This is a genomic window from Bartonella sp. B35(2025), assembly GCF_053794465.1.
In genome coordinates, this window is record NZ_CP200035.1 from 1,152,501 (window position 1) to 1,173,706 (window position 21,206).

The following is a 21,206-nucleotide window of genomic DNA, read 5'->3' on the forward strand; positions in this document are numbered from 1 at the left end:
TTCTGTAAAAACAATCAAATTCTTGTCGAAACATTCTAAGCTATGCTAACTTCTTGCATCTGATATTTTCAACAAAGAGTATGATAAAAATCTATGTGGGATAATCAACATCAGAAAACTGATCCTGGACAAGACCCTGCTCTTGTGGTGCAACGTTTTCTTCCTGCTCGTAGACAGGTTTCTGTACGTTGGCTTACAGGCACGATTCTCACTGGAATAACCTCCAGTATTCTTATGGGTATTGCGTTTTTTGTTGCTTTAGATGGACAACAACGATTAGTAACTCCTCCACAATGGTTTACGCAAGCAAATTTATCAAAAGCACAAAATACTGATACCAATAGACATAAAGGTGATCGTATTTCTCCCACGCATGCACGACAAAGTTTCGACAGTAAGCGCCAATTTGAGTTATCAATTTTGCAAAGAAAAGGTGATGAAAACGTCATTCAGACTCAAAAATTCGAGTGGATTAGAATGTCTTTAGCTGAAGAGCGCCCACATCAATATGTCTACCCTAAATTTGATGCCTTAAGTATTGTTACTTATGACTCAAGAAATCAAGCCACCAAATTACAAGATTCTGGGCAAATTTATGGAGCAAAAGTAGAAACAAAAATGATTCTACGCAGCTATAATCTTATTATTGATCAAGTAGATTTCGATGGCGCAGATATCATTACTTCAGATGAAGCACAACAAGAATTACAAAAAGCTGGATTTTCTTTGGATAAAACCAATGAACATCTCTCAATCCTAACCTTAATTGATCCCTTAAAATTAGACAATTTATCCTCTACTTCAAAATTTATAGATGCCCCAGAGGTGCGCATCATTCAAGAAAATGTTACTGTTTCTCCTCAAAATCATCGAATTGATCTCACCAAAAATTATGCTGAAGATATTATTCCTATTCATAAAAAACAAAAAATAATCGATGCTCTTCAAAAAACTAGCTATGCAAAAAAACAAATTGAACAAGTTGTAAAGACTTTGGCCATATTTAACCATTCCGATACACTCAAAGAGGGAGATCTTTTACGCATTGGAATCGTCACACAACCTGGAGAGGAAGATCATCTCGTACGAGCAAGCATATATACAGGAATGCATCATGTTCTCACAATTGCTCTCAATGATAATAACCAATTCGTTGAAAGTGCAGAACCAGAAATGTCACACACACTTAAAACTGCCTTTCAAAATGGTATTCCTCATTCCTTTATCAACCCAGCACAATTACCAACAGTTTATGATGCTATCTATAATGCTATCCTCAGCCATAATATGTCAAAATCTCTCTCTCAACATCTTATTCATCTGCTTGCAACCAATATTGATATGAAAAGCCGGATAACACCAACCGATCAGCTCGAAATATTTTATGCTGTACCACAACAAAGCGATACAAACAAAAACAATACACAAAGCAAAAATGACGAAAAAAACATAAAAGCGAGAGAGCCTACCACAACCACAGATCCCGAAATTCGCTATATCAGTGCCACTTTTGGCAATACAACCTATAAATATTATCGTTATCAAGCAAAAGATGGTAGCATCGATTATTATGATTCAGAGGGAAAAAGTTCAAAGCCTTTTTTACTTCGTAAACCCATTCCAAATGGTATTTTTGGTTCTCCCTTTGGACCACGCAAACATCCTATTTTGGGATATGTGCGAATGCATACAGGAGTGGATTGGGTTGCGCCAAAAGGATCTCCTATTATTGCTGTTGGAGATGGTGTTGTAATAAAAGTGGGGACAACAAGTGGCTATGGAAACCATACAGCAATTCGACATGCTAATGGATATGTCAGCAGTTATGCACACCAAAGTAGGTATGCACCAGACATCAAGCCAGGTGTTAAAGTACGACAAGGACAAGTCATCGGTTATGTTGGATCAACAGGACTGGCAACCGGACCACATTGCCATTTTGAAATCATTGTCAATGGCACAAAGGTTGACCCAATGCGCATCCGTCTACCTGATAGCAAAGCTTTAACTAATCAAGATCTACAAGCATTTTTGCGAGAAAAAAATAATATTGATTCCTTGATAAACAGCCCAATAACACCCTCAGAAGATACTTCTTAAGTTACTTTTCAAAATAGAATTTCTTGCAAAGTACATGCCTATTCTTAAATAAGCACACTAATGATAAAAATATGGCAATTACCTTTTATAAATTTATACACAAAAAGTAAATGCGAATACAATTTTCTTAATGCTTTATAGTAATTTATAAAGAAACTTTTCTCTTTCAATTTTTGATAAACAAAGAAAAGTTTAAATCCCTCTTTTAAAAAGCAAACTGTGTATTATTAGAGTTGTTTGTTTTCACTTTTGGCAAAGGAATTGTAACCTTTGTCCCACCAAAATCAGATGTTTCAAAAAGTGATTTCTCACCAAACTGCATACACAACTGTTCAATAATCAAGCGACCAAGTCCTGTTTTCTGATCTAGATTTTGACCATTTATACCGATACCATCATCTTCAACGATCAGCACCATTTGACCCTGTTCCTGATAATCACAAAAAATATAAATATTTCCAGAACGTTGATTAGGGAAAGCATGTTTTAAAGAATTTGTTAATAATTCACCGAGAATAATCCCAAGCGTTGTCGCATCTCTAGAAGATAATCGACAATCTTTGAAAGAAGTATGAATGGTAATATTTTCACGCAATTCAAAAGGCACTGCTAATTCAACATCATGAACAACCGAGCTTAAAAACTCTGCCAATAAAGTTGTTTCCATATCATCACTCAAACGTAAACGTCGATGTGCAGTAGATATTGTCTGAATACGATCACGGGCAGCACCAAGAACAGAACGCACTTCTTCATTTTTGCTACGATTTAATTGCAAACCAAGTAAAGAAGATACTGTACCAAGAGAATTGCCAATACGATGGCTTGCATCTTGTAATAACATTTCAACACGCTGTCGTTCTTTTTCGGCATGATTGCGTGCTTTTTCCAATTCTTGCGTACGCTCTTTCACACGAGCTTCAAGGGCAGTATTTTCACTATGCAGCAACAATTGATACAATTTTAAGGAGCGTACATCACGGTGAAAACGATTAATGACAAAATAAGCAGAAATAAAAGTACTAACCACAGAAACAATTGCTGCCAATGTTAAAGCAGCACGCATAAGTGCGATACCCTCACGCTGTCTTTGCCGGATAATATCATCTCCATTAATAAAATTTGTCATCAACTGCGCTAAACGTGCAACTTGAATCTTCTGAATCTCCGGAAAAGTAGAAAGTTGAGAAGATTGATCTGTGAGCGCATCAAGAGCAAACATACGAGCATTCATAAAAGCTTTGCGTGCTTCAACTTCCTTTTTAAAAGCATCAAACCATTCATACCATTGTGGATGTGCATAAACAATCAGCTCCGCATAATCAAGGGTATCGTTAAGATCACGAACTGCACTTTCAAAACGATCTTTATCTTCTGCTTTGCGGCTTTTAGCATAACTCCGATCAGCAACAGCCATATCAATTAGATGAATGAGTACCAAATCAACCTGTTCACGCAACTCTGAACTTGTATTCAACTGTGCAATTTCTCGATCAACTGCATTTGAAAGCAGCATAATAAACGTTGATGCTAAAAAAGCCATAATAAGAGAAACAATAATCGCCGTCCAACGCCAGCGCGATATTGTTGAATCAGAATTGGGTATTTTAGGCAGAAAATTCGTCTTTGTTGTCATATAATTTCCATCGGCGAACCTGAAAATCGTCATTTTTCAGTACAAAAGAGGATTGCCTTATGGATCATAGTGCAAAACGCCTGATTGATACTTTCATATGGGCTTCCCTTATTTTCCCAAGGATACACACGCCAAACACTCTGAATCTCTTAAGAATGCTGACTTTACTTTAATAGCTATAACGGGAATAAAAAAAACAAGGCTATCAATCACAATTATTATGCTTATTATACGTTTTTAGCCGCTAAATGAACACAATGTGCTTCCAGCAGAATAAGTATCCGGACCATAATCAGATTCACCATCTACCTTAAGAAGTGCTTGTAAGCGATTACGTGCTCTGCTAACACGGCTTTTAATTGTTCCAACAGCACAACCACAAATAGCCGCAGCATCTTCATAAGAAAAACCAGATGCACCAATGAGAATAATGGCCTCTCTTTGATCAGCAGATAGCGTATTTAAGGCCTTTTTAAAATCTTGCAAATCAAGAGATCCATATTGAGCAGGATGAATAGCCACATTTTGGGTAAATATACCATCACTGTCTTGGACTTCTCTTCCTTTTTTGCGCATTTGACTGTAAAATTCATTCCGCAAAATAGTAAAAAGCCAAGCTTTAAGATTGGTGCCCATTTCAAAGCTATCTTGCTTAGCCCATGCTTTCATAATAGTATCTTGAACCAAATCTTCAGCTTTATCATGCTTGCCACTTAATGAAATAGCAAAAGCCCGTAAAGCTGGTAAAATCAAAAGTAATTCCTGTTTAAAGTTTTTCATACCCATCGTCATAAAGGGTTAAACCTTTTCCACATTATTTAAGCCGAACTGCTCTGCCTGATCCAATTTATCTAAAAGCTCTAGCAAACGTATAGGCAGTGCCTCTTCTTGAATTTCTAAATAAAACTGACGCAACTTTCGTGCTATTTCGCTATTGGATCCGAGAAGATCATCTCCCAATACAAAGTTGGTGAGATTTTTTTCATCATGATCGTTCATTTTTTATCCCCCTAATCCATATATCGTAAGTAGCACTGAGAAGAGATTTTCTCCCTATGATTGTAAATATGATTTTGTATAAAAAGTTCCATATGAGCGTGGGAACTTTTTCATCTATAAAAGGTTTCAATCGGCAAAGTGCTTCAAAGGCCAAAGGAGTTATAAATTATGTCATTATCAACGCGTATAGCACCACATCTTCCCTATCTTCGACGTTTTGCTCGATCTGTCACAGGCAACCAATCATCTGGTGACGCTTATGTATCAGCGATGTTAGAAGCACTCATTGCTGATATTTCTATTTTTCCAAAAGCATCAAGTGACCGTATCGGCACCTATCAACTTTTTTGCTGCCTTTTTGACCAGACTACACCCAATATCCCAGAGCCATTGCCACAATTTGGTCTTGAACAAAAAGCCAGTGCAAAATTATCGTATCTCACACCACGTGCACGACAAGCATTTTTGCTGATTGCAGTTGAAGGATTTAATGAAAGAGAAGCGGGTGAGATTATGAATCTTGACGTAGAAGAATTCCGTAAACTTCTCAATCAAGCATCGATTGATATTTCTCAACAAATTGCTACACAAATTATGATTATTGAAGATGAGCCTCTTATTGCCATGGATATTGAGCAAATGGTGGAAAGCCTTGGCCACCAAGTCGTAGGAATTGCACGCACCCACGATGAAGCTGTAGTTATATATAATCAAAAAAAACCACGAATGATTTTAGCAGATATTCAATTGGCTGATAACAGTTCTGGCATTGATGCGGTCAATGATATTTTAAAAAATGACTGTATACCTGTAATCTTTATCACTGCGTTTCCTGAAAGATTATTGACCGGAGAGCGTCCAGAACCAACTTTTTTAGTGACCAAACCCTTTAATCCCGATATGGTAAAGGCGCTTATCTCCCAAGCTTTATTTTTTCAAGAGAATGCTTCCAAAGCTGCCTAATACAAGATAACATTTGGTCATGATCGTTACCCCTGTTCCAAAGCTACCAATAGATAAATCACATCTTAGTGCTTTGATGCAAGCAATTCGTGGTGCTGATATTTGTGTTTTATATCAAACAACAGGTCTGGTTTATTTATGGGCTGAAAACTTGCCGAAACATTTACACAATAAATGGCAAGTAGGATGTCGCGATAGTGATTTTTTTTCACTCGATCTTGCAGATAATATGGAAACAATCAAATTGCAAGTTTTAGCCACTGGCAAGATGCAAACCATTGAAGCACGATTCGAGGATATGGCCAAACAAGCTATTTGGTATAAATTTTCTATTGATTGCCACCGCAATGATAATGGAGAAATTATCGGTATTATTACTACAGGTGTTGATATTTCAGGACTACGTCGGCGTGAACAAGTACTAAAAATACTACTCCGAGAAGTCAGCCACCGTTCTAAAAATCTTTTAGCTATTATCCAAAGTATTGCCAGCCAAACTGCACGCTATACTGAATCGCTTCAAGTTTTCTTGCGCAAATTCCAAGGACGGATTCATTCTCTCTCCCATTCTCAAGATCTGATTACTGATTCTGATTGGCGCGGTGCTCAATTTCGCGAATTGGTTCATTCACAAGCTTTAGGCTATCTAGTGAAAGAAACAAAGCGGTTTTCTATTGAAGGAGTCGATCCCTATCTTTTTCCAAATGCAGCTTTACATATTGGCTTGGCTTTTCATGAACTCATCATCAATTCTCTCTCTTTTGGTGCTTTATCACAAGAAGGGGGAAATGTATGTGTGCACTGCGAAATCTGCACAAAAGTGAATGAAAAAACGCAACTTCTCATTACTTGGAATGAAAATTTTGAAACTGATGGAACTCTTTTATCAAGCGATAATAAAGCTTGTTTTGGTAGTGCTGTCCTAGAAAAAATTGTCCCAGCTTCTGTGAACGGCTCAGCTTCTTTAAAATTGACGAAAGAAGGAATTTTTTATTGCCTGTATGTACCTGACACTTATTTTGATACCTTTTTTTAAAAAGCAGTGCAAACACCGCAAAATAAAAAAGTAATTCTCAATATCCTCCCTCTCTATCAGCATGAAGATATTTAGAACTAACCCAGGGAACTAAGTATTTTTGAAAACATTTAGTAGTGACAAGAGTATTTTATACTCACGAATCGAATTCCATATTGTCAACTAATTATCCGGAAAATATTTTATGAATCCCCTTGTTTTTATCCTCTTACTAGTTTCATGTACAGACGATTTTAACAGCTGTTATTCTAATAATACAATGGTAAAAATCTATCCAACAGCCCAAGCATGTGAGCAAGCCATGGTACCATCCACTAAAGAATTTGCACTTCATGGACAACAAATCTTTGCCCAATGTACAAGCATACACACAAATTTATACCATCAAGAAGTAGATCTCATCTGGTACGTGACAAACCGAGGAAATTTCCTGCTTAAAAGCGAAACCACAGACAATAACCTTCATATAGATCACAAAATAGATATTTCTACCACATCATCTCCTCTTCTGCACATACCATCTACAGCCCCCTTGCACAAAAATCATTAAAAGCATAAACCAATCACACTCTAAAAAATAACGAAAGAGTGAAGCATGGTAAATAATAAGCAGATTCATACTTCAGGAAACCATAAAACAACACAATGTGCTCTACCTCAAGATGCCCCTTTAGATCCTGCAGTAGAACATATCAGAAAGAAGCTTATGCGTTTAATGATCGTTTCTATTGCAATAACGCTTATTCTTATTCTCGCTGTACTGTTTGGAGTTATATACAAAATTATGACAACTGGATTAGCCTCAACGCAAGGAAATACTTTTTCCTCTCACGGCAAAAATTCAGAAATTATCCAGCACACTCTCTCTTTACCAGAAGGAACACAAATTTTATCGCAAAGTCTTTCTGAACACAATATTGCACTAAAGGTTTTAACATCAGAAGGACAAACAAAATTTATGATTTATAATTATTATACTGGTGCACTTATTGCCGTTCTTTCAATTGCAACAACGAAAGAGATACCTGTAACTCCCCCCCATTCAGAAGGATTCATATCTTCCAAATAGCATCACATTCAAAAAATTTTTAAACATCTCCCTTTCGCTTAAACATTCCCTTCTGCTGAAGATGTTGCTACCCGACGCCGACGAGGTTTCTTCTGAACCTCTTCACCTAATAAAGTGGAAGAAGTTTCATCTGATAATGCAAGAGAAGTTGTTTTTTTTGTGGATATACCCTCTTGTAATGCATCACCATTTTCAGAAACATCCGGCATCACCTGCGAAAGTTCGCGAGATGATTCTTCTTGAATACGCGCAACACGTTGACGTGGAGCACGACGTGGCTTTTTAACGATTTCAGTACGTTCTTCAGGAATACACTGCTGTTGATTAGCGTTTTCATCTAATAAGCAATTCGTAACCAATCCATCACTTATATAGCCATTTTGTACTTTAGTTTGTTGGTCATTGCTATTTTTTCGTTGCTGTGTTTGCGACACAGAATTATCGCAATTAGCATCGTCTCTTTTTGTCCCTTCAACGTTTAATTCATCACAATCTTGATCATTATTTTCATCACGCCGATGAGACATTTGTCCAACAGCTGCCAGAATAATACGCAAATAGTGCTCCGCGTGTTGTAAGTAATTCTCAGACATAACACGATCACCAGCACCTTGTGCATCACGCGCAAGACTTATGTATTTATCAGCAATTTGCTGTGCATTACCACGAATCTTAACATCTGGACCGCTACTTTCATAATTTCGAGACAACGGATTAGGACCGCGACGATTATTGTTGTTGTTACTATTATTATTGCGACCGCGTACCCGTCTATTTTGTTGTGGCCTCATATTCATCCCTTTTGGAGTGTTTGTGTGTGTATCTTCATTGAATCTTCTTTATTGCATTGTCTTTTGATAATGCTGGTTGAAATATGGTCATCAGGCTATCCACGTTTCACTTAACTTAAATGATACCTACTGATTACTTTGATAAAAGTATATATTTTTTGAAAATCACAAAAACAGCAGGGAAAACGTAAACTCAAAATTCCCTATTTCTCTGTTAATCAATAAAAAACTAGTGATGTTCACATAAAATGCCAAGTGTTTTTTTTAAAAATAAACCATATTTTACTAAAAAACACTATCTTGTGGAAAAAAAGCAACACTCCAGAACACACATATAACGGCTCCGGCAAATAAATTAGCAACTTATGTTAATAAATATACAGGTGTCTCTCTTTTACTTTTTAAGTAACCGTTCCTAAAGAACGCCAATACTCCCTCTCCCTTCACATCTGGCTTATAAGATTTATATCTTCACATACTTCTAAAGAACGTACTTAGTGTGCAAATATAACCACATTTTTGTACCAAAGCAACCCTTTCATAAGTACCCTCTTAATGAACACTACACAAAACCACTCACCACTATAGATAACTTCACATGTGATATAAAAACCTCTTGTGATATAAGCATCTCTAAAAGATGATCTATCAAACCATTAATCACACAACCGAAATCAATACATTGGAAATTGCTGATCCCTACTACGCTTATTCCTTAATTGCTTCAACTTAATGCTTAAAGCTTAATCCCACGACAAAATAACCTTTACTACACCTATAGCAATAACATCTCTCATCATTACTATTAACCACGAATCGTGTAAAATCTTATGGATTTATTCTTGCTTCTATTACAGTATTTCATAGGCACACAGCGCTATCTATGTGCCCAATATATTTTTCACAAAACAACATAACAATTCTCCACCCCACTCACCAAAGCATTCTCTCTAAAGCCTCTTATACCAGTGTATGTTGCTACAAATAAATAATTAACACAAAAACAATACCCTCCATGCTCTCGCCAACAGCATCAGCATCACCCCCACCGCGTTTCCTACTGTAAACCTCCCTTTAATCTTAAACACAGGAATTCTAATTCCTTTTTAACAAAATTCAACGATGATCAATGATTACCTTTACCCCATGCTACTTTGAGATTTTTTCTAAAACCCCACTCCCGGCAACTACGATTAGCAGCTACCGGAAATTTATGGGGCGGTGGCTACAAACCATAGATTTCACCACAGGGAGATGTAGTAAATATGGCAACTCTCTCGACACCTAACTCAAAACACCAACGAATGTTAGAGCTATTTCCATTGTCAATAATAATACGGCAGTTTTATGATATGTATAGAAGAGTTTTTCAGATTAGAAATAAGCAATCTTTATTATAAAAAAGAAATTACCCATGAGAAATTTAAGGGGCTTTTTACTTACTGAATCAAAAACCACAAAAGCATGCTTTTGCACACATTTTCTTACATCTTTCTCAATAATACCCACAAAAACTAAGAGCAACATTCAGCATTTGTATCTTAATCTTTATAATGCTTTATGATACCGTTTAACTGAAAAAGAAAGAGAAATTTTTATTAGGCAATGATCACGAATTTTAAAGGTATAAGAGACCACCAAAAATTCTCTAGTAGCTCAGTTTTTGCACTCTTTGAACAAAATTTTACGCACTGTTCTATACAGGATCATAAAATAATTAAAAACAAAAATTTAACAAATATTCAATAATCCAGCTTCACCTTTAATCTTAAATTATATAAAAAATTTAGAAATAATTACGTACTTTTGGTTGTTCACTCTCTTTTTCATTGATAAAACAATCCCTTAAGAGAAAATAGTTTCCATCCCCCGGTCGCACCATTTTCATACACTTTCCCTTTACATTATCGGAAAGATCATCCCACATTTCGCGAATAGCAAAATAAGCTTCACTTTCTGAATTAACACAGCGATAATAAGCTTCTTGCTGCATATCAGGTAAAACTGAAGCAGCAATTTCCTTGCAATAAATACGCAAATCAAATGCCGGAATATCTAGGGAGACAAAATTTTGTTGAACGGATTCTTTTTTGGGGAAAAAATAATTGATAGTCCGTTGCCCTACAAAACCACACACTGCAACACAAAGAATAACCACACAACCACGAAAGGTTACATAATATAATTTCCTACGATACAGCTTTCTCATTGCGTGGATTCTTCTTTCCATAAATACCACATCCTCTAATGTATTAGCATAAGCTATTTTGCAACAAGAGATAATACAAGCATGACACTCCACCAAAATACACAATAAACAAACAGTATTTTTAGCCTTATTGTATCAAAAATTAATTCTCATGTTTCAGCAAAGGAGCACTCTTCTTTTCCAAAACTATTTTTACCAGTAACTTTTTTATTTTTTTCATTATTAAAAATAATTATTGGAAACTTTTTATCTCCACTCGATAAAAAGAGCATGAGAGCTTTACCACAAGACTTTCTTTATGTAAAATCTTGTACAAAAATGTAACTAATTTCTTAATCAGTATAAACACGCATCATATCATTGAAATAAAAACGATCATTTTTTGCAATAATTATTGCAGAAAGTTTTTATTTGCACCACATACTAACCTAAACAAAATAAGGCAATCCAACAAAATAGGAACAAACCATTTTCCTTTTTTCTACTTTTGATGAAAATTCCGATAAAAGTGCAACAATAAATCTATTTGATACGAAACACCTTTAACAGAATATTTGTACTTTTATGAAACAGATTATGAAAATATTTCAGATCACAACCAAATAAATACTTACCGATATGGTTATTAGAGGATAAATATTCTTAAACATAGCTTTATCAAAATGATGATGCCATCACTATAATGAGATCCTTACCATCATCACAATAAGCTTGTAAAAAACTATAGTTATTAACATTGAAAAGATTTGGATTTATTTGTGGATACAAAAGGGTAAATTGGCATTAAGAATTTTAAAACAAAAAATATAATTCCCTTGGAGTGTAAAGTCTCTTGTTGAGCATATTGATTTTGTGAAAATAAATCTACTGCCACTCATTTTTACCATGTAGCCCATGGGTATCATCGACTTAATTTTCACTTCTATTATAGAAAACTACTGTCAGCCATAGTCATTGAACGTACAATACAAAATCAACAAGTACAATAAAGAGAAGAGATACCAAAATTACTCCCAAATCATCATAAATATCTTCCCCACCAATTACAATAAATGCCCATTCTAGAGTAAATTATTATTCTTTTTTTGATTTCATTTAAAATAAAATCTAACTAAAAAATCAGCCCTAATTGTTTCTTTTGTATAAGCAGTCACAAAAATTACTTATTAGCCATTTTTTAATAAACAAAGATCTGTATTTTGTTACAATAAACACATACCTACTACATTATTAAAAACTGGTTTAGTATCATAGAGTAATGGTAACAGATTACGAATCTGATCAAAAATCTAGCCCAATATGAAACTTCTTGTTAATATCATGGCTTCCAACAATTTTGCTTTTGACCAAAGCGGTTTGTTGCCACGATCCAACGTGATAATAACGGCTCAGTTTTTACTAAAGAGGCTGGTTGATTAATGATCGGGGGTTTTGTCCATCCCACGCAAGACAGTGGCACATTCGTCTGGCACCCCGCCAAGAGCAAGACAGATATGAAAAGAAGAAAGAGAAAAAATTTCATCATTGATTTTCTCACGATTTTTAAAAGCTGAAACAGCTTGGATCAAAGTTCTGTTGCGCTCAAAAGAGCGTCCATAAAAAAAGCCACTCAATACAGCAATCGTTATCAAAGCTGCAATCAAATGCCAACGAGACAAAAAAATCACCGATATTCATCCCTCATTTGATAGAAAAATATCCCAATACCCATTACTGTAGCCAAAATGATAACAACAGCCAAAGCCCATTGTATAGGGCCTTGTCCAGTTAAAATCCCTGTTAATCCTGAAAATGAACTAATGATTGGTACTAAAATTTCAGCATTTTGCCAAAAAGTCCTTTTTGGTGCTTCTACTGTTTGATAATTAGAAGAAACATAAGCCCCTTTAGCCCACAAACCTGCCTCAGCAGCTCGACGATATACAAGACCCTTTAAGCATTTTCCTCCTACTTTGGTCCATTTTTGTAATTCAACCGGCACAGCTTCATAATTACCTCGATTGAGTTTTTTTAAGAGCGTAGAATTGCAAAAGGCTGCTGTTCCCACGTTATAACAAAAAGATACGAGAGCAGCAAACTGCTCATCAGTTAAAGGCTGTTCAACCATTTGTTCAACAGTTTGTTCAAATTGTAATAAATCTTTTTGTAAAAGAATTTCTGCTTGACTTTCAGTAATCTGTATCCCTCTCTGAACAAGAGGTTCACCTGCTTGTGCAGTATGACCATAACCAATTGTCCAAACACCATTGGCATCTTGATAAGCTTGCAAGCGAAGACCCTCCCATTGTTTAATGAGAGTAAGTCCTTCTTTTGAGATTTTTCTCATTTTTTTAACTTTCTCAGGCTATTTACGGTATAGAAAAAAATTGAAGAATAGACTAAGCTGATGACCTGCTTTGCCCTTTTTATTCACTACTTCACTGTTTTCATTACCTCTTTTACATCCTATTGGTGTCTAACATCCTTAAGATTCTACGGAATTGTTTTTAATTGTTGTTCTAAGGCATCAACACGCTGTACGAGCTGCGCAATATTTTGAGTTTGTTTTTTATCAAAATACCCAATATCTTGACGCATTTTGCTCAATAATGCGTTTAAAGGAGCATGCCCCATCCTTCCATTAGCATAAAGAACTACACGAATATGTTCAGGATCATCAATATCAGCGATAGAAAAAAGTGCCATTATATTCCTTCTCCTTTTGATAAACTATAAAACAGCTATATTGATGATATCCTAGTGCATTGACACTAGTATATTTATACTATCCATATGTCAGCTAAGCTAAAACTGCTGCTCTTAAATAAAACAAGATCTCTGCTCTCAAAATTATACTTGGTTTACACCATATAAGAACGCTATGATCAAACAATCAAATCCAAAACAAAGTGAACTTATCATCACCCACGATCACTTTTTCTGTTTGACTTAAGAATTGTTACAGATAACAATGAACAGGCTGATATAAGTTTTTCATAACTTTTATATCAGCAAGTAAACACACTACCGTCACACAGTGTCTCCTTTTTTGTCATGGGTAGCAGTTATCATGCTGCAGAGAAATAAAAGTTCTCTACCCTATTTAATCCTTTTTAACTTCTTGAAAGATAGAAGATGAGACCACATTGGTGTAACACAAAGCCATCAAAAATATTTTCACTCTTTTCTGTATTGAAATATATCAGCGAAATCCTTTGTACTTAACCTACCACGATAAACAATGTTTAAGTCATTTTTTGTTTAAGTCAATTTTTTACATATGCAAGAAATTCAGTTCTCACGTTTTAATGGCATAAGTAACAGCCATATTAACAGGATGTACTTCTTTTTTACCCCTTATTTTGTCTAAATGGAGTTTGTTTTTACTCTTCTCTGCAACAGTTTCGTGAACTTTCGCACTTTTTTTACCATGTTTTATACACCTTGTTTTTGAAGTACAAACATCAACGTCGTCGACACGATCAACCTCATGCTGATATTCACCCGACAAATCTACCTTTCCTTCATGAGTATGGGCTTTAAAGGAACCTTCTTTCCTACTTCTTAATACGCGACTTCCATCGATCTTTTTACCACAATCAAGTCCACACAAAAACATTCCACGTAAATCAGGAACATTGAATGTATTTCGTGAATCCCCTTTTCCCCATATTTCACCAATAGCTAAAAAGAGACGTGCATATTCCTTTCGTCCATATTCTTGACCATCACACATAAGCCAACCTTTAGGAATATTTCTCATGGCAAAAGCAGTGATACAACCTGGCGGAAAATCTTGAACAATAGGAGGTGTTGGATTAGTCAAACACCAACCATCTAAATTCTTGCCAGCAATATCAAAATAGTAGACAAGTTCGTAAATTCCTTTTTCTTGAATTTCTCCACCATACAAAGGCTTGACACCATCGTATGTTATCTTATAAATGGGCTGAGACTGCAGTTGATTCAACATAACAAATGTTGCACCTACATTAACTGCCGGCGACTTAAAACGGATAACAATACCATTTGTATACATTGAAAAATCAGACTTAGTGCTCAAATTAATCAATGTATGATTTTCATTATGATTAATGGTGAGCTTTGCCGTGATATCTCCACCATTATCAGCTAAATATTCTCTGATGCGCTGCATCATTGCACGAGCACTATCATTAACTGTACTTGGAAGTTGTCCCTCTGCCCAGTTTATGATGTCATCTGCGCGAGCATTTTCGGGTGCTACAAGAGACCAATCATAAATAGAACTCATAGAATATATCCTTTTTGTAGAAAACGAAAATATGTAAAAAGAGAAGAAAAGAAAGAAGAGATTTTATTTTTAGGAACTGTTATTTTTTCTATTTGAAAGCCAATTTTATTATAATCGACATGCAATAATTTTGTTTTTGCATTCAGATAAACAGCACTAGGATTCAAATGCAGCACTTCTTGAGCAAGAACACCACGATAGCGTTGAGGATCTCCTTTATAATTAAAGGTATAAAGTGGATAGCCATTTTTCTCCCCTACAAGTACAATATTTTCTTTGGCTCTTACATCAGAAAGCCCCCAAAATCCACTCGCCAATCCGATCAATTTATGCATATCGTGTAATGAATCTTTTGTAACTGAAGGCATTGTTGTTGACTTGCCTAATTTAGTGCCATAATTTCCAGCAGCTTGTATTCCCATTTGTAACAACCGCTCCAACTGGTTCCATTCTTTATTATCTTGTTCAATCCATTTTTGGTGCTCAGCATTTAAAATATTTTGGCGATTTACATCTTGAATCATCCCACCTTTCAAAGCATTACCTTGTGCATTGCTTTGTCCTTGATAATAAGCATTGGCAGCATTAACCTGATCACGCAATGAATGATCAATCGTCTGGTTGGCATTTATCATATTGTTGATATCTTGGTTATATTGGTGTGCAATAGCATTTGTTGCTAATGCTCCTAATTCATCTGCGAGCACTCCAGTATGTGCACCAGATCCATAGCGTCCAACTCCAGCCATAGATTGATTAACAGCGTCAGAAGTTCTACTAAGTGCATTCTTTAGCGCAGCATTAAATTTATTATTGCTTCCAATCCAGTCTCCTTTTGCCATATTATGGAGGTTAGTCGCACTTGTAGTTGGTGCATTAAACCAATGGGTAAGAGCAGGGTTATTATAAAGACCAGCAACCTTTTCTAAATTTGTAAGAGCATTTTTTGTCATATCGCTCAAACCAGCAACACGCTCACCCTGATAAATATTTCTACCGCTCCCTTTATTGTAAAGATCGAGTGCTTCAGTACTTGCTTTTTCAAGGATATTTTTTACCCACACAGGCGGTGCATTTGTTTGAGTTATTGTTTGAACTTGGGGTGTTATTCGTCTTCTCATGGGATCAGAACCTTTCTATAATGAATAAGATTAAGTGAATATCCATGATGGGCCAGCATTTTAGCCCATCCAGACCTTCCAAGTGTCAGCATTTCATCAGCATTGATTGTACGTGCCCATTCTTCAACCTTATCGATCAATTTAACCAATTTCAGTCCTCCTTCTCCGGTAAGATCTAAAATAACAACACGTTTTTTTCCTGTATGAGTCATTTCAATTTTGGTAATCCCACAAGCACTAAATCTTGACTCATTTTTTAAGATCAGCCATAATTGCGTTTGCCCTGTAGCGATTTCTCGAGCAATTGTTGCCAAACACACATCATCTGGAAATCGCTTGGCGTACTTTTTCATAGCAGCATTAATGCCTTCTTTATAATGTGCTATTTTTTCCCACGACCATTGATTAGTAAGATGAATAGAATAAAGATTTTGGCTCTCTTGTTGCCATGTCATGATTTAAGCTCTTTCAGCCTTATTACAACTAATCATATGACTAATGAAATATATTAACGCATCGCTACTTTAGACAAGATATGCTAACGCATGCCAGCAGGCTTTAACTCAACATCAAACCCCCTAACATGTGACCAATTAATTCCCTCAGGAATCCGCAATCTAAAGCGATAAAACCGCGCTCTTGCACGAAAATGAATTTGCCCAGTATGATAAGAAGGCTGTTTTTCTGAGAGCCAAATAATTTCCTCTTCAAGAGATTGTCGTAAACGTACTCCCACAGACAAATAAAACTCTCCACTATTTACTTGAGGCATAATATTTTTGATCCGAGTTATCATTCCATTTGTCTGCCCCATTTCTTGTGAAGTCACAACACAAGCCATAGGTTGACCAGAAAATGATCCAAGCTTCCCTTGATAATCAAACGCCCCAAGAATCGAAGATTCATTTTGCCAAACTTTACTGTCGAGAGAAAAAGGTAAATCATCAATACTTTCTGAAACCTTATCAAGACCTTCTAAAGTAGTTCCTGCTAAGAAAATGGGTAAAATCATTTTGACATTTACAACAGCTTTAGTCCATTTTTGTAATCTCCAATCATAAATGAGTAAGATGCGTTCTTGGGTTGCTTCACCGACATCGATCATCCAGTAAACACGATTATACACGCCATCAATAGCAGCAGACAGAGTTGATAAATTATTATAGCCAACTTTTGCCATCATGGTTCGGTCAACTTTTTCAAAGCCAATTGGTGTGATCTGTCCCTCATTGGTTATTTGATAAAATCCCCCTTCATCAGCAAAAAAAGCAAAATCTCCTCGACAAACGATAGAGTCAGAGTTTTTTGCACCACGTTTATCGTGTATTTTTTGAAAACTGAAGATAATCTTAGATCCTGGAATAAAAGATCCAGCGTAAATCGCAGAACGCATAAAAATGATAGGATTTGTTGTTTCTGTTGCGCCTTGTACAGATCCCCCATCTGGAAAATCTTGGTAATCACAGCTTTTTTTTCCAACAGTCCAAAATTCAGCATCATTTAATCCTGACCAATGGATACGTCGTGGATACTCCGTCAATTTCATCAAACAAACGAAATCACCCCACACACGGACGATTCCAGCTTGTGGTGGATTTCCACCTAAGTTTCTAAATCTTTCATCATACTCAATATTGATTACCTGTGGTTTATCATTTGCATTGACAGCAATGACATAATCACCAAACAAAGCAAAGGACCATGGAGCATCAACATTAGCAAGATAGGGTATTCTTTTTCGGCTAATATTCTTCCACTGCATTGTTGTGTTGTTAAGAAGGTAGATTTTTTGTTCTGTTCCAGCAATAATAGACACACCAGATTTTGTTTTAACAGCGATAGCGCTTAAAATGGGATCAGGACAAGGCTCTGTCCAAGGAACAAAGCTTGGCATAGGAATATAAGATCCATCTGCTGGTAATACATTAACAAGCTCATCGGTAAAAATACCATTGATGTCAGCAACATCAGGGCGATAATCAGCGATTGGGAAAAAAGCCATTTAAAACCTCGTCGAAAGAATGTTTGAAACACCTTTTCGGCAGGATGTTTCTGTGCGCAAAGCTTTAAGTTGTTCTTGAAAATCATTGAAAGCAACAGAAGCATATTCATGATCTTTAAGGATATTTTTGTAGAGTTCGTATTTTGCGCGGGCTTTAATAAGATCAAATGCGTAGATCATCCAAGGATTATCATCCGGTATTACATTTTCCTCACTAAAATGCCCAATCTCATAAAAAAGATGCACATCATCAATATCTTGAGGTGTTGGAAAGAGTCCTATTTGCTGATTCTTACAGGTATAAAAGATAGGAATTCCCTGAGATGGCTGATATCCGTATTGTTTTTGCAATACTTCGATAGATTTATACACTAATTGGGTTTGCCTTGAAGCATGTGTTCCTAAAAACACAGAATCAAATACCATATCTGGTTCAATAAAGAGACCTTCTTGCTTCCCATACCATGTTTTTCCTCTTTGCGTTTTAAATGTTATTATTTTTTTTTCATTGAAGAAAAAAGATTCTCGCTTACACAAGTGCAAAGCAGTAAAAATTGAATCTCGAATTTGAACGGAATATTCAGATGTTGTATCATCAATTTCATCTTGAATGATTTCAATCATACGGCAAAAAGCATTAGAATTTCTCGAATATCTGAAATCACGATGCTTGGGATAGGCAGATGAAATAATCATAAGCAATTATAATCCTTTTGAGATAAGGTATTTAAAATATTGCATTTTTTAAATATTTTTCTCCCAAATAAAGTGTTTGCTGGGAGAAAAGTTTTATAAATTTTTAAATAATCTTTAAGTGGGTACGCTATAAGTTGGGATTACGATTGTACCGAAATCTTGAGCACCTTGTGCACTTTCTGGTAATTTGAAGCATGTCTTTTTCATACCGATAATCGTTTTTGCTGCCACACCAAACTCGCGTTCATAGTCGAAAAGCTCTTCTACTAATTTATAACGTGTAGCCCCACGATCTTTTCCAAAAGCAATAACAGCACTCTGTGCTCCCAGCAAAACAGCTCGACGTACATTTGTCACAGCCTTATTTGTTGTGCCCGATTCCACACCTTCTGTAACGTGTTCAGCTTCACGCAAAACAACACCATTATACATACCAAGTGACCCATCATAGAGAGGATTTTTGATGCGGCTTCCATTATAGATAGCTTTGGTAATGTCGAGCCACTGCCCAGTGTCTGTATTAGTTCGCAATTGTGTTACCTGTGTTGGATGAAGATAAAGCACATAAACATTTTCTCCCTCAACACGCACTGGTCTAATTTTAGGATTTGCAAGCTTAGCACGTTCGACGGCTTTATCAATTAGCTTAAGATCAAAGATATCGCCTGCTTTTAAATCTTCATCTTTTGTTTTTTCATTGGGGCGTACAATGCGTTTATCAGTTGGTGCAGTTGGTTTATTAAATCCATAATGAACGGGTTTAAGCGTAATGGTACGCCCTTCAAAGTTAATAGATTTTGCAGTATAGCCACAGACTTGAATAAAGAACATCATACTTAAACGATCTGCATACCAATCGACCAAACCATTTTTGGCTTCGGTACGCAAATCATGGAGAATACGTTGCTGATCAATAGTACCCTCATTTTTAACACGCACAGCGTGAACAAGTTCATTAATTACTAAGCGATCATTGAGAAACTGTAAGGCTTCTTCATTGCCTTCAAGCGCCTGTCCTTCACTCACCCCATCACCAAGCAATTGCACACGTAAACCAAAGCTAATTGCATCACCACTTGCTTTATTGACTTCATCTTTTAATTGTACGATGCTATTAGAGTCATTTCCAATTAATGGAGCAATTGGAATTGCTTTTGAAACTTCTTGATTAAGCAATTTAGACCATGTGCGCACAGCCATTGGATCATTAAGTCCGATATAAGTTGCAGTCATTTTATCCTCTTAAAATTATTGACATAAAAAAACCGGCAAAGCGCCGGGTATTAATTATCTACATTTCTCATTTTCTAGATGAGTAGATCAGTTATTATGTGTTTTGGATGATATTTATTGATAGCTTTTGCCTTCCCCCTTTTTAGAGGTTTTCTCTACCCATTACTCCTTTAAGGCTTCTCTGCGTAATCTTTACCTTTAAGAGTTTTCTTAAAAATCTCTCTCTTCAGAGATCTCCTCCTCCCATTAAGCAGTTAAAAGCAGCTTTGTTTTTTGGATCAGCAATCCAAGTACTAAATTCTACCTCTGACATTTTATCAAGCATATCTAAAGAAATGAGGCCTCTAGGAGTCATACCGTTATAGGCAGCAAGTGTACGTGCAGAATTATGCCTTTCTTGCAAATCTTCAACAGTATTGCTTTTGTCATTTGTATAGCCAATTTTTTGCGCAATATCGTAAATTACTTCAGCAGGATTTTGATTTTTTTTCACACAATCATGCAGAATCTGCTTTAATTCATTGCCAATCATGGTATCAATGACTTTTGGATCAGCCATTTCAGGATAAAGCGCAGCACAAGCAGCTAATTGCTTAGCACGCGCATCATAAATGAAATCAGCAGCCTGATCAAAGTCGTAGTATTTTTGTTTAACAGAAGCGACAGATTGCTGAAAGAAAGAATGCAGTTGTTCTGCTTCAGAATTAGAAGAAATAGACTGTTGTTTAGCCTGCAACAATCCCTGTTGGTGAAGTGTTTTTCCCAACCATTGCATATAACCAATGAAATCTTTTTGTGGGTCTGGTGGTGCCTCTACTGTCTCTTCCCCTTGAATATTTTGTGGTTGTACACTACCCTTCTGAGCTTGCTGTTGTAAATATCTTTCTTTATGCCCTTCAAAATTTCCTTCAGGAGTTTTTACTTTCTCTTCTCCTCCAATTTCAGAATCTTTTTCCTGTTGTGTTTCTGGAAGGAAATCCTGTGTCAATTGATTTTTTTTTGCCGATATTAAGTGTTCTGGATTCATTATACTAGCCTTCTCTCCTTCAGATAATAAAATATGATTTTCTCAAATAAAGCTGCTTATTTTTATGTGCTC

20 protein-coding genes are annotated in these 21,206 nt (G+C 36.0%); 5 read left to right on the plus strand and 15 right to left on the minus strand.

Annotation, left to right across the window (positions count from 1 at the left end; all coding sequences use genetic code 11):
- Window positions 1-93 precede the first annotated feature (93 nt).
- On the plus strand, window positions 94-2,100 hold the full coding sequence (locus tag V4P56_RS04755) for a M23 family metallopeptidase (protein WP_455481770.1): 2,007 nt from the start codon (window positions 94-96) through the stop codon (window positions 2,098-2,100).
- Between the two features lie 205 nt (window positions 2,101-2,305).
- Here the strand turns inward: V4P56_RS04755 and V4P56_RS04760 are convergent, their stop codons facing one another.
- From V4P56_RS04760 to V4P56_RS04770, 3 genes are all read right to left on the minus strand, one after another.
- Window positions 2,306-3,736: a sensor histidine kinase gene (locus V4P56_RS04760; RefSeq protein WP_455481771.1), complete on the minus strand. Its 1,431-nt coding sequence runs from the start codon at window positions 3,734-3,736 to the stop codon at window positions 2,306-2,308.
- A gap of 237 nt (window positions 3,737-3,973) precedes the next feature.
- The gene (locus tag V4P56_RS04765; protein ID WP_455481772.1) at window positions 3,974-4,528 is read right to left on the minus strand and encodes an RNA polymerase sigma factor; all 555 of its coding nucleotides are present in this window, start codon (window positions 4,526-4,528) and stop codon (window positions 3,974-3,976) included.
- A 6-nt stretch (window positions 4,529-4,534) separates the two neighbouring features.
- Window positions 4,535-4,735, minus strand: a complete 201-nt coding sequence (locus V4P56_RS04770) for a NepR family anti-sigma factor (protein WP_455481773.1) — start codon at window positions 4,733-4,735, stop codon at window positions 4,535-4,537.
- 168 nt (window positions 4,736-4,903) lie between these two features.
- Here V4P56_RS04770 and V4P56_RS04775 point away from each other — a divergent pair, with 168 nt between their 5' ends.
- From V4P56_RS04775 to V4P56_RS04790, 4 genes are all read left to right on the plus strand, one after another.
- Window positions 4,904-5,698, plus strand: a complete 795-nt coding sequence (locus V4P56_RS04775; RefSeq protein WP_455481774.1) for a response regulator — start codon at window positions 4,904-4,906, stop codon at window positions 5,696-5,698.
- Between the two features lie 19 nt (window positions 5,699-5,717).
- Window positions 5,718-6,734 (plus strand): HWE histidine kinase domain-containing protein, encoded by a 1,017-nt coding sequence (locus tag V4P56_RS04780; RefSeq protein ID WP_455481775.1) that lies wholly within the window; start codon window positions 5,718-5,720, stop codon window positions 6,732-6,734.
- 184 nt (window positions 6,735-6,918) lie between these two features.
- Window positions 6,919-7,284, plus strand: a complete 366-nt coding sequence (locus V4P56_RS04785; RefSeq protein WP_455481776.1) for a hypothetical protein — start codon at window positions 6,919-6,921, stop codon at window positions 7,282-7,284.
- Window positions 7,285-7,329: 45 nt separating this feature from the next.
- Window positions 7,330-7,803 (plus strand): hypothetical protein, encoded by a 474-nt coding sequence (locus tag V4P56_RS04790; protein ID WP_455481777.1) that lies wholly within the window; start codon window positions 7,330-7,332, stop codon window positions 7,801-7,803.
- Window positions 7,804-7,841: 38 nt separating this feature from the next.
- Here V4P56_RS04790 and V4P56_RS04795 read toward each other — a convergent pair whose 3' ends face one another.
- The 12 genes from V4P56_RS04795 to V4P56_RS04850 all read right to left on the minus strand — a co-directional run bounded on the left by V4P56_RS04795 (window position 7,842) and on the right by V4P56_RS04850 (window position 21,134).
- Window positions 7,842-8,594: a DUF4167 domain-containing protein gene (locus tag V4P56_RS04795; protein WP_455481778.1), complete on the minus strand. Its 753-nt coding sequence runs from the start codon at window positions 8,592-8,594 to the stop codon at window positions 7,842-7,844.
- Window positions 8,595-10,380: 1,786 nt separating this feature from the next.
- Complete coding sequence (locus V4P56_RS04800) at window positions 10,381-10,824, minus strand: hypothetical protein (protein WP_455481779.1); 444 nt, start codon at window positions 10,822-10,824, stop codon at window positions 10,381-10,383.
- 1,394 nt (window positions 10,825-12,218) lie between these two features.
- On the minus strand, window positions 12,219-12,470 hold the full coding sequence (locus V4P56_RS04805; RefSeq protein ID WP_455481780.1) for a hypothetical protein: 252 nt from the start codon (window positions 12,468-12,470) through the stop codon (window positions 12,219-12,221).
- Window positions 12,467-13,129 (minus strand): lysozyme, encoded by a 663-nt coding sequence (locus V4P56_RS04810; protein ID WP_455481781.1) that lies wholly within the window; start codon window positions 13,127-13,129, stop codon window positions 12,467-12,469. Before V4P56_RS04810 ends, V4P56_RS04805 begins: the two co-directional genes overlap by 4 nt.
- A gap of 146 nt (window positions 13,130-13,275) precedes the next feature.
- Window positions 13,276-13,488, minus strand: coding sequence for a hypothetical protein (locus V4P56_RS04815; protein ID WP_455481782.1), 213 nt, complete (start codon window positions 13,486-13,488; stop codon window positions 13,276-13,278).
- A 592-nt stretch (window positions 13,489-14,080) separates the two neighbouring features.
- Window positions 14,081-15,055, minus strand: a complete 975-nt coding sequence (locus tag V4P56_RS04820) for a phage tail protein (protein ID WP_455481783.1) — start codon at window positions 15,053-15,055, stop codon at window positions 14,081-14,083.
- Entirely contained in the window at window positions 15,052-16,176 is a 1,125-nt protein-coding gene (locus V4P56_RS04825) for a tail fiber domain-containing protein (RefSeq protein WP_455481784.1), read from the minus strand. Before V4P56_RS04825 ends, V4P56_RS04820 begins: the two co-directional genes overlap by 4 nt.
- The gene (locus tag V4P56_RS04830; protein ID WP_455481785.1) at window positions 16,173-16,631 is read right to left on the minus strand and encodes a hypothetical protein; all 459 of its coding nucleotides are present in this window, start codon (window positions 16,629-16,631) and stop codon (window positions 16,173-16,175) included. Before V4P56_RS04830 ends, V4P56_RS04825 begins: the two co-directional genes overlap by 4 nt.
- Window positions 16,632-16,714: 83 nt before the next feature.
- Window positions 16,715-18,178 (minus strand): hypothetical protein, encoded by a 1,464-nt coding sequence (locus V4P56_RS04835; RefSeq protein ID WP_455481786.1) that lies wholly within the window; start codon window positions 18,176-18,178, stop codon window positions 16,715-16,717.
- Window positions 18,179-18,874 carry a hypothetical protein gene (locus V4P56_RS04840; protein WP_455481787.1) on the minus strand — a complete coding sequence of 232 codons (696 nt, stop codon included), beginning with the start codon at window positions 18,872-18,874 and terminating at the stop codon, window positions 18,179-18,181.
- Window positions 18,875-18,988: 114 nt separating this feature from the next.
- Window positions 18,989-20,107 carry a N4-gp56 family major capsid protein gene (locus V4P56_RS04845; RefSeq protein WP_455481788.1) on the minus strand — a complete coding sequence of 373 codons (1,119 nt, stop codon included), beginning with the start codon at window positions 20,105-20,107 and terminating at the stop codon, window positions 18,989-18,991.
- Between the two features lie 226 nt (window positions 20,108-20,333).
- The gene (locus tag V4P56_RS04850; RefSeq protein WP_455481789.1) at window positions 20,334-21,134 is read right to left on the minus strand and encodes a hypothetical protein; all 801 of its coding nucleotides are present in this window, start codon (window positions 21,132-21,134) and stop codon (window positions 20,334-20,336) included.
- Window positions 21,135-21,206 lie beyond the last annotated feature (72 nt).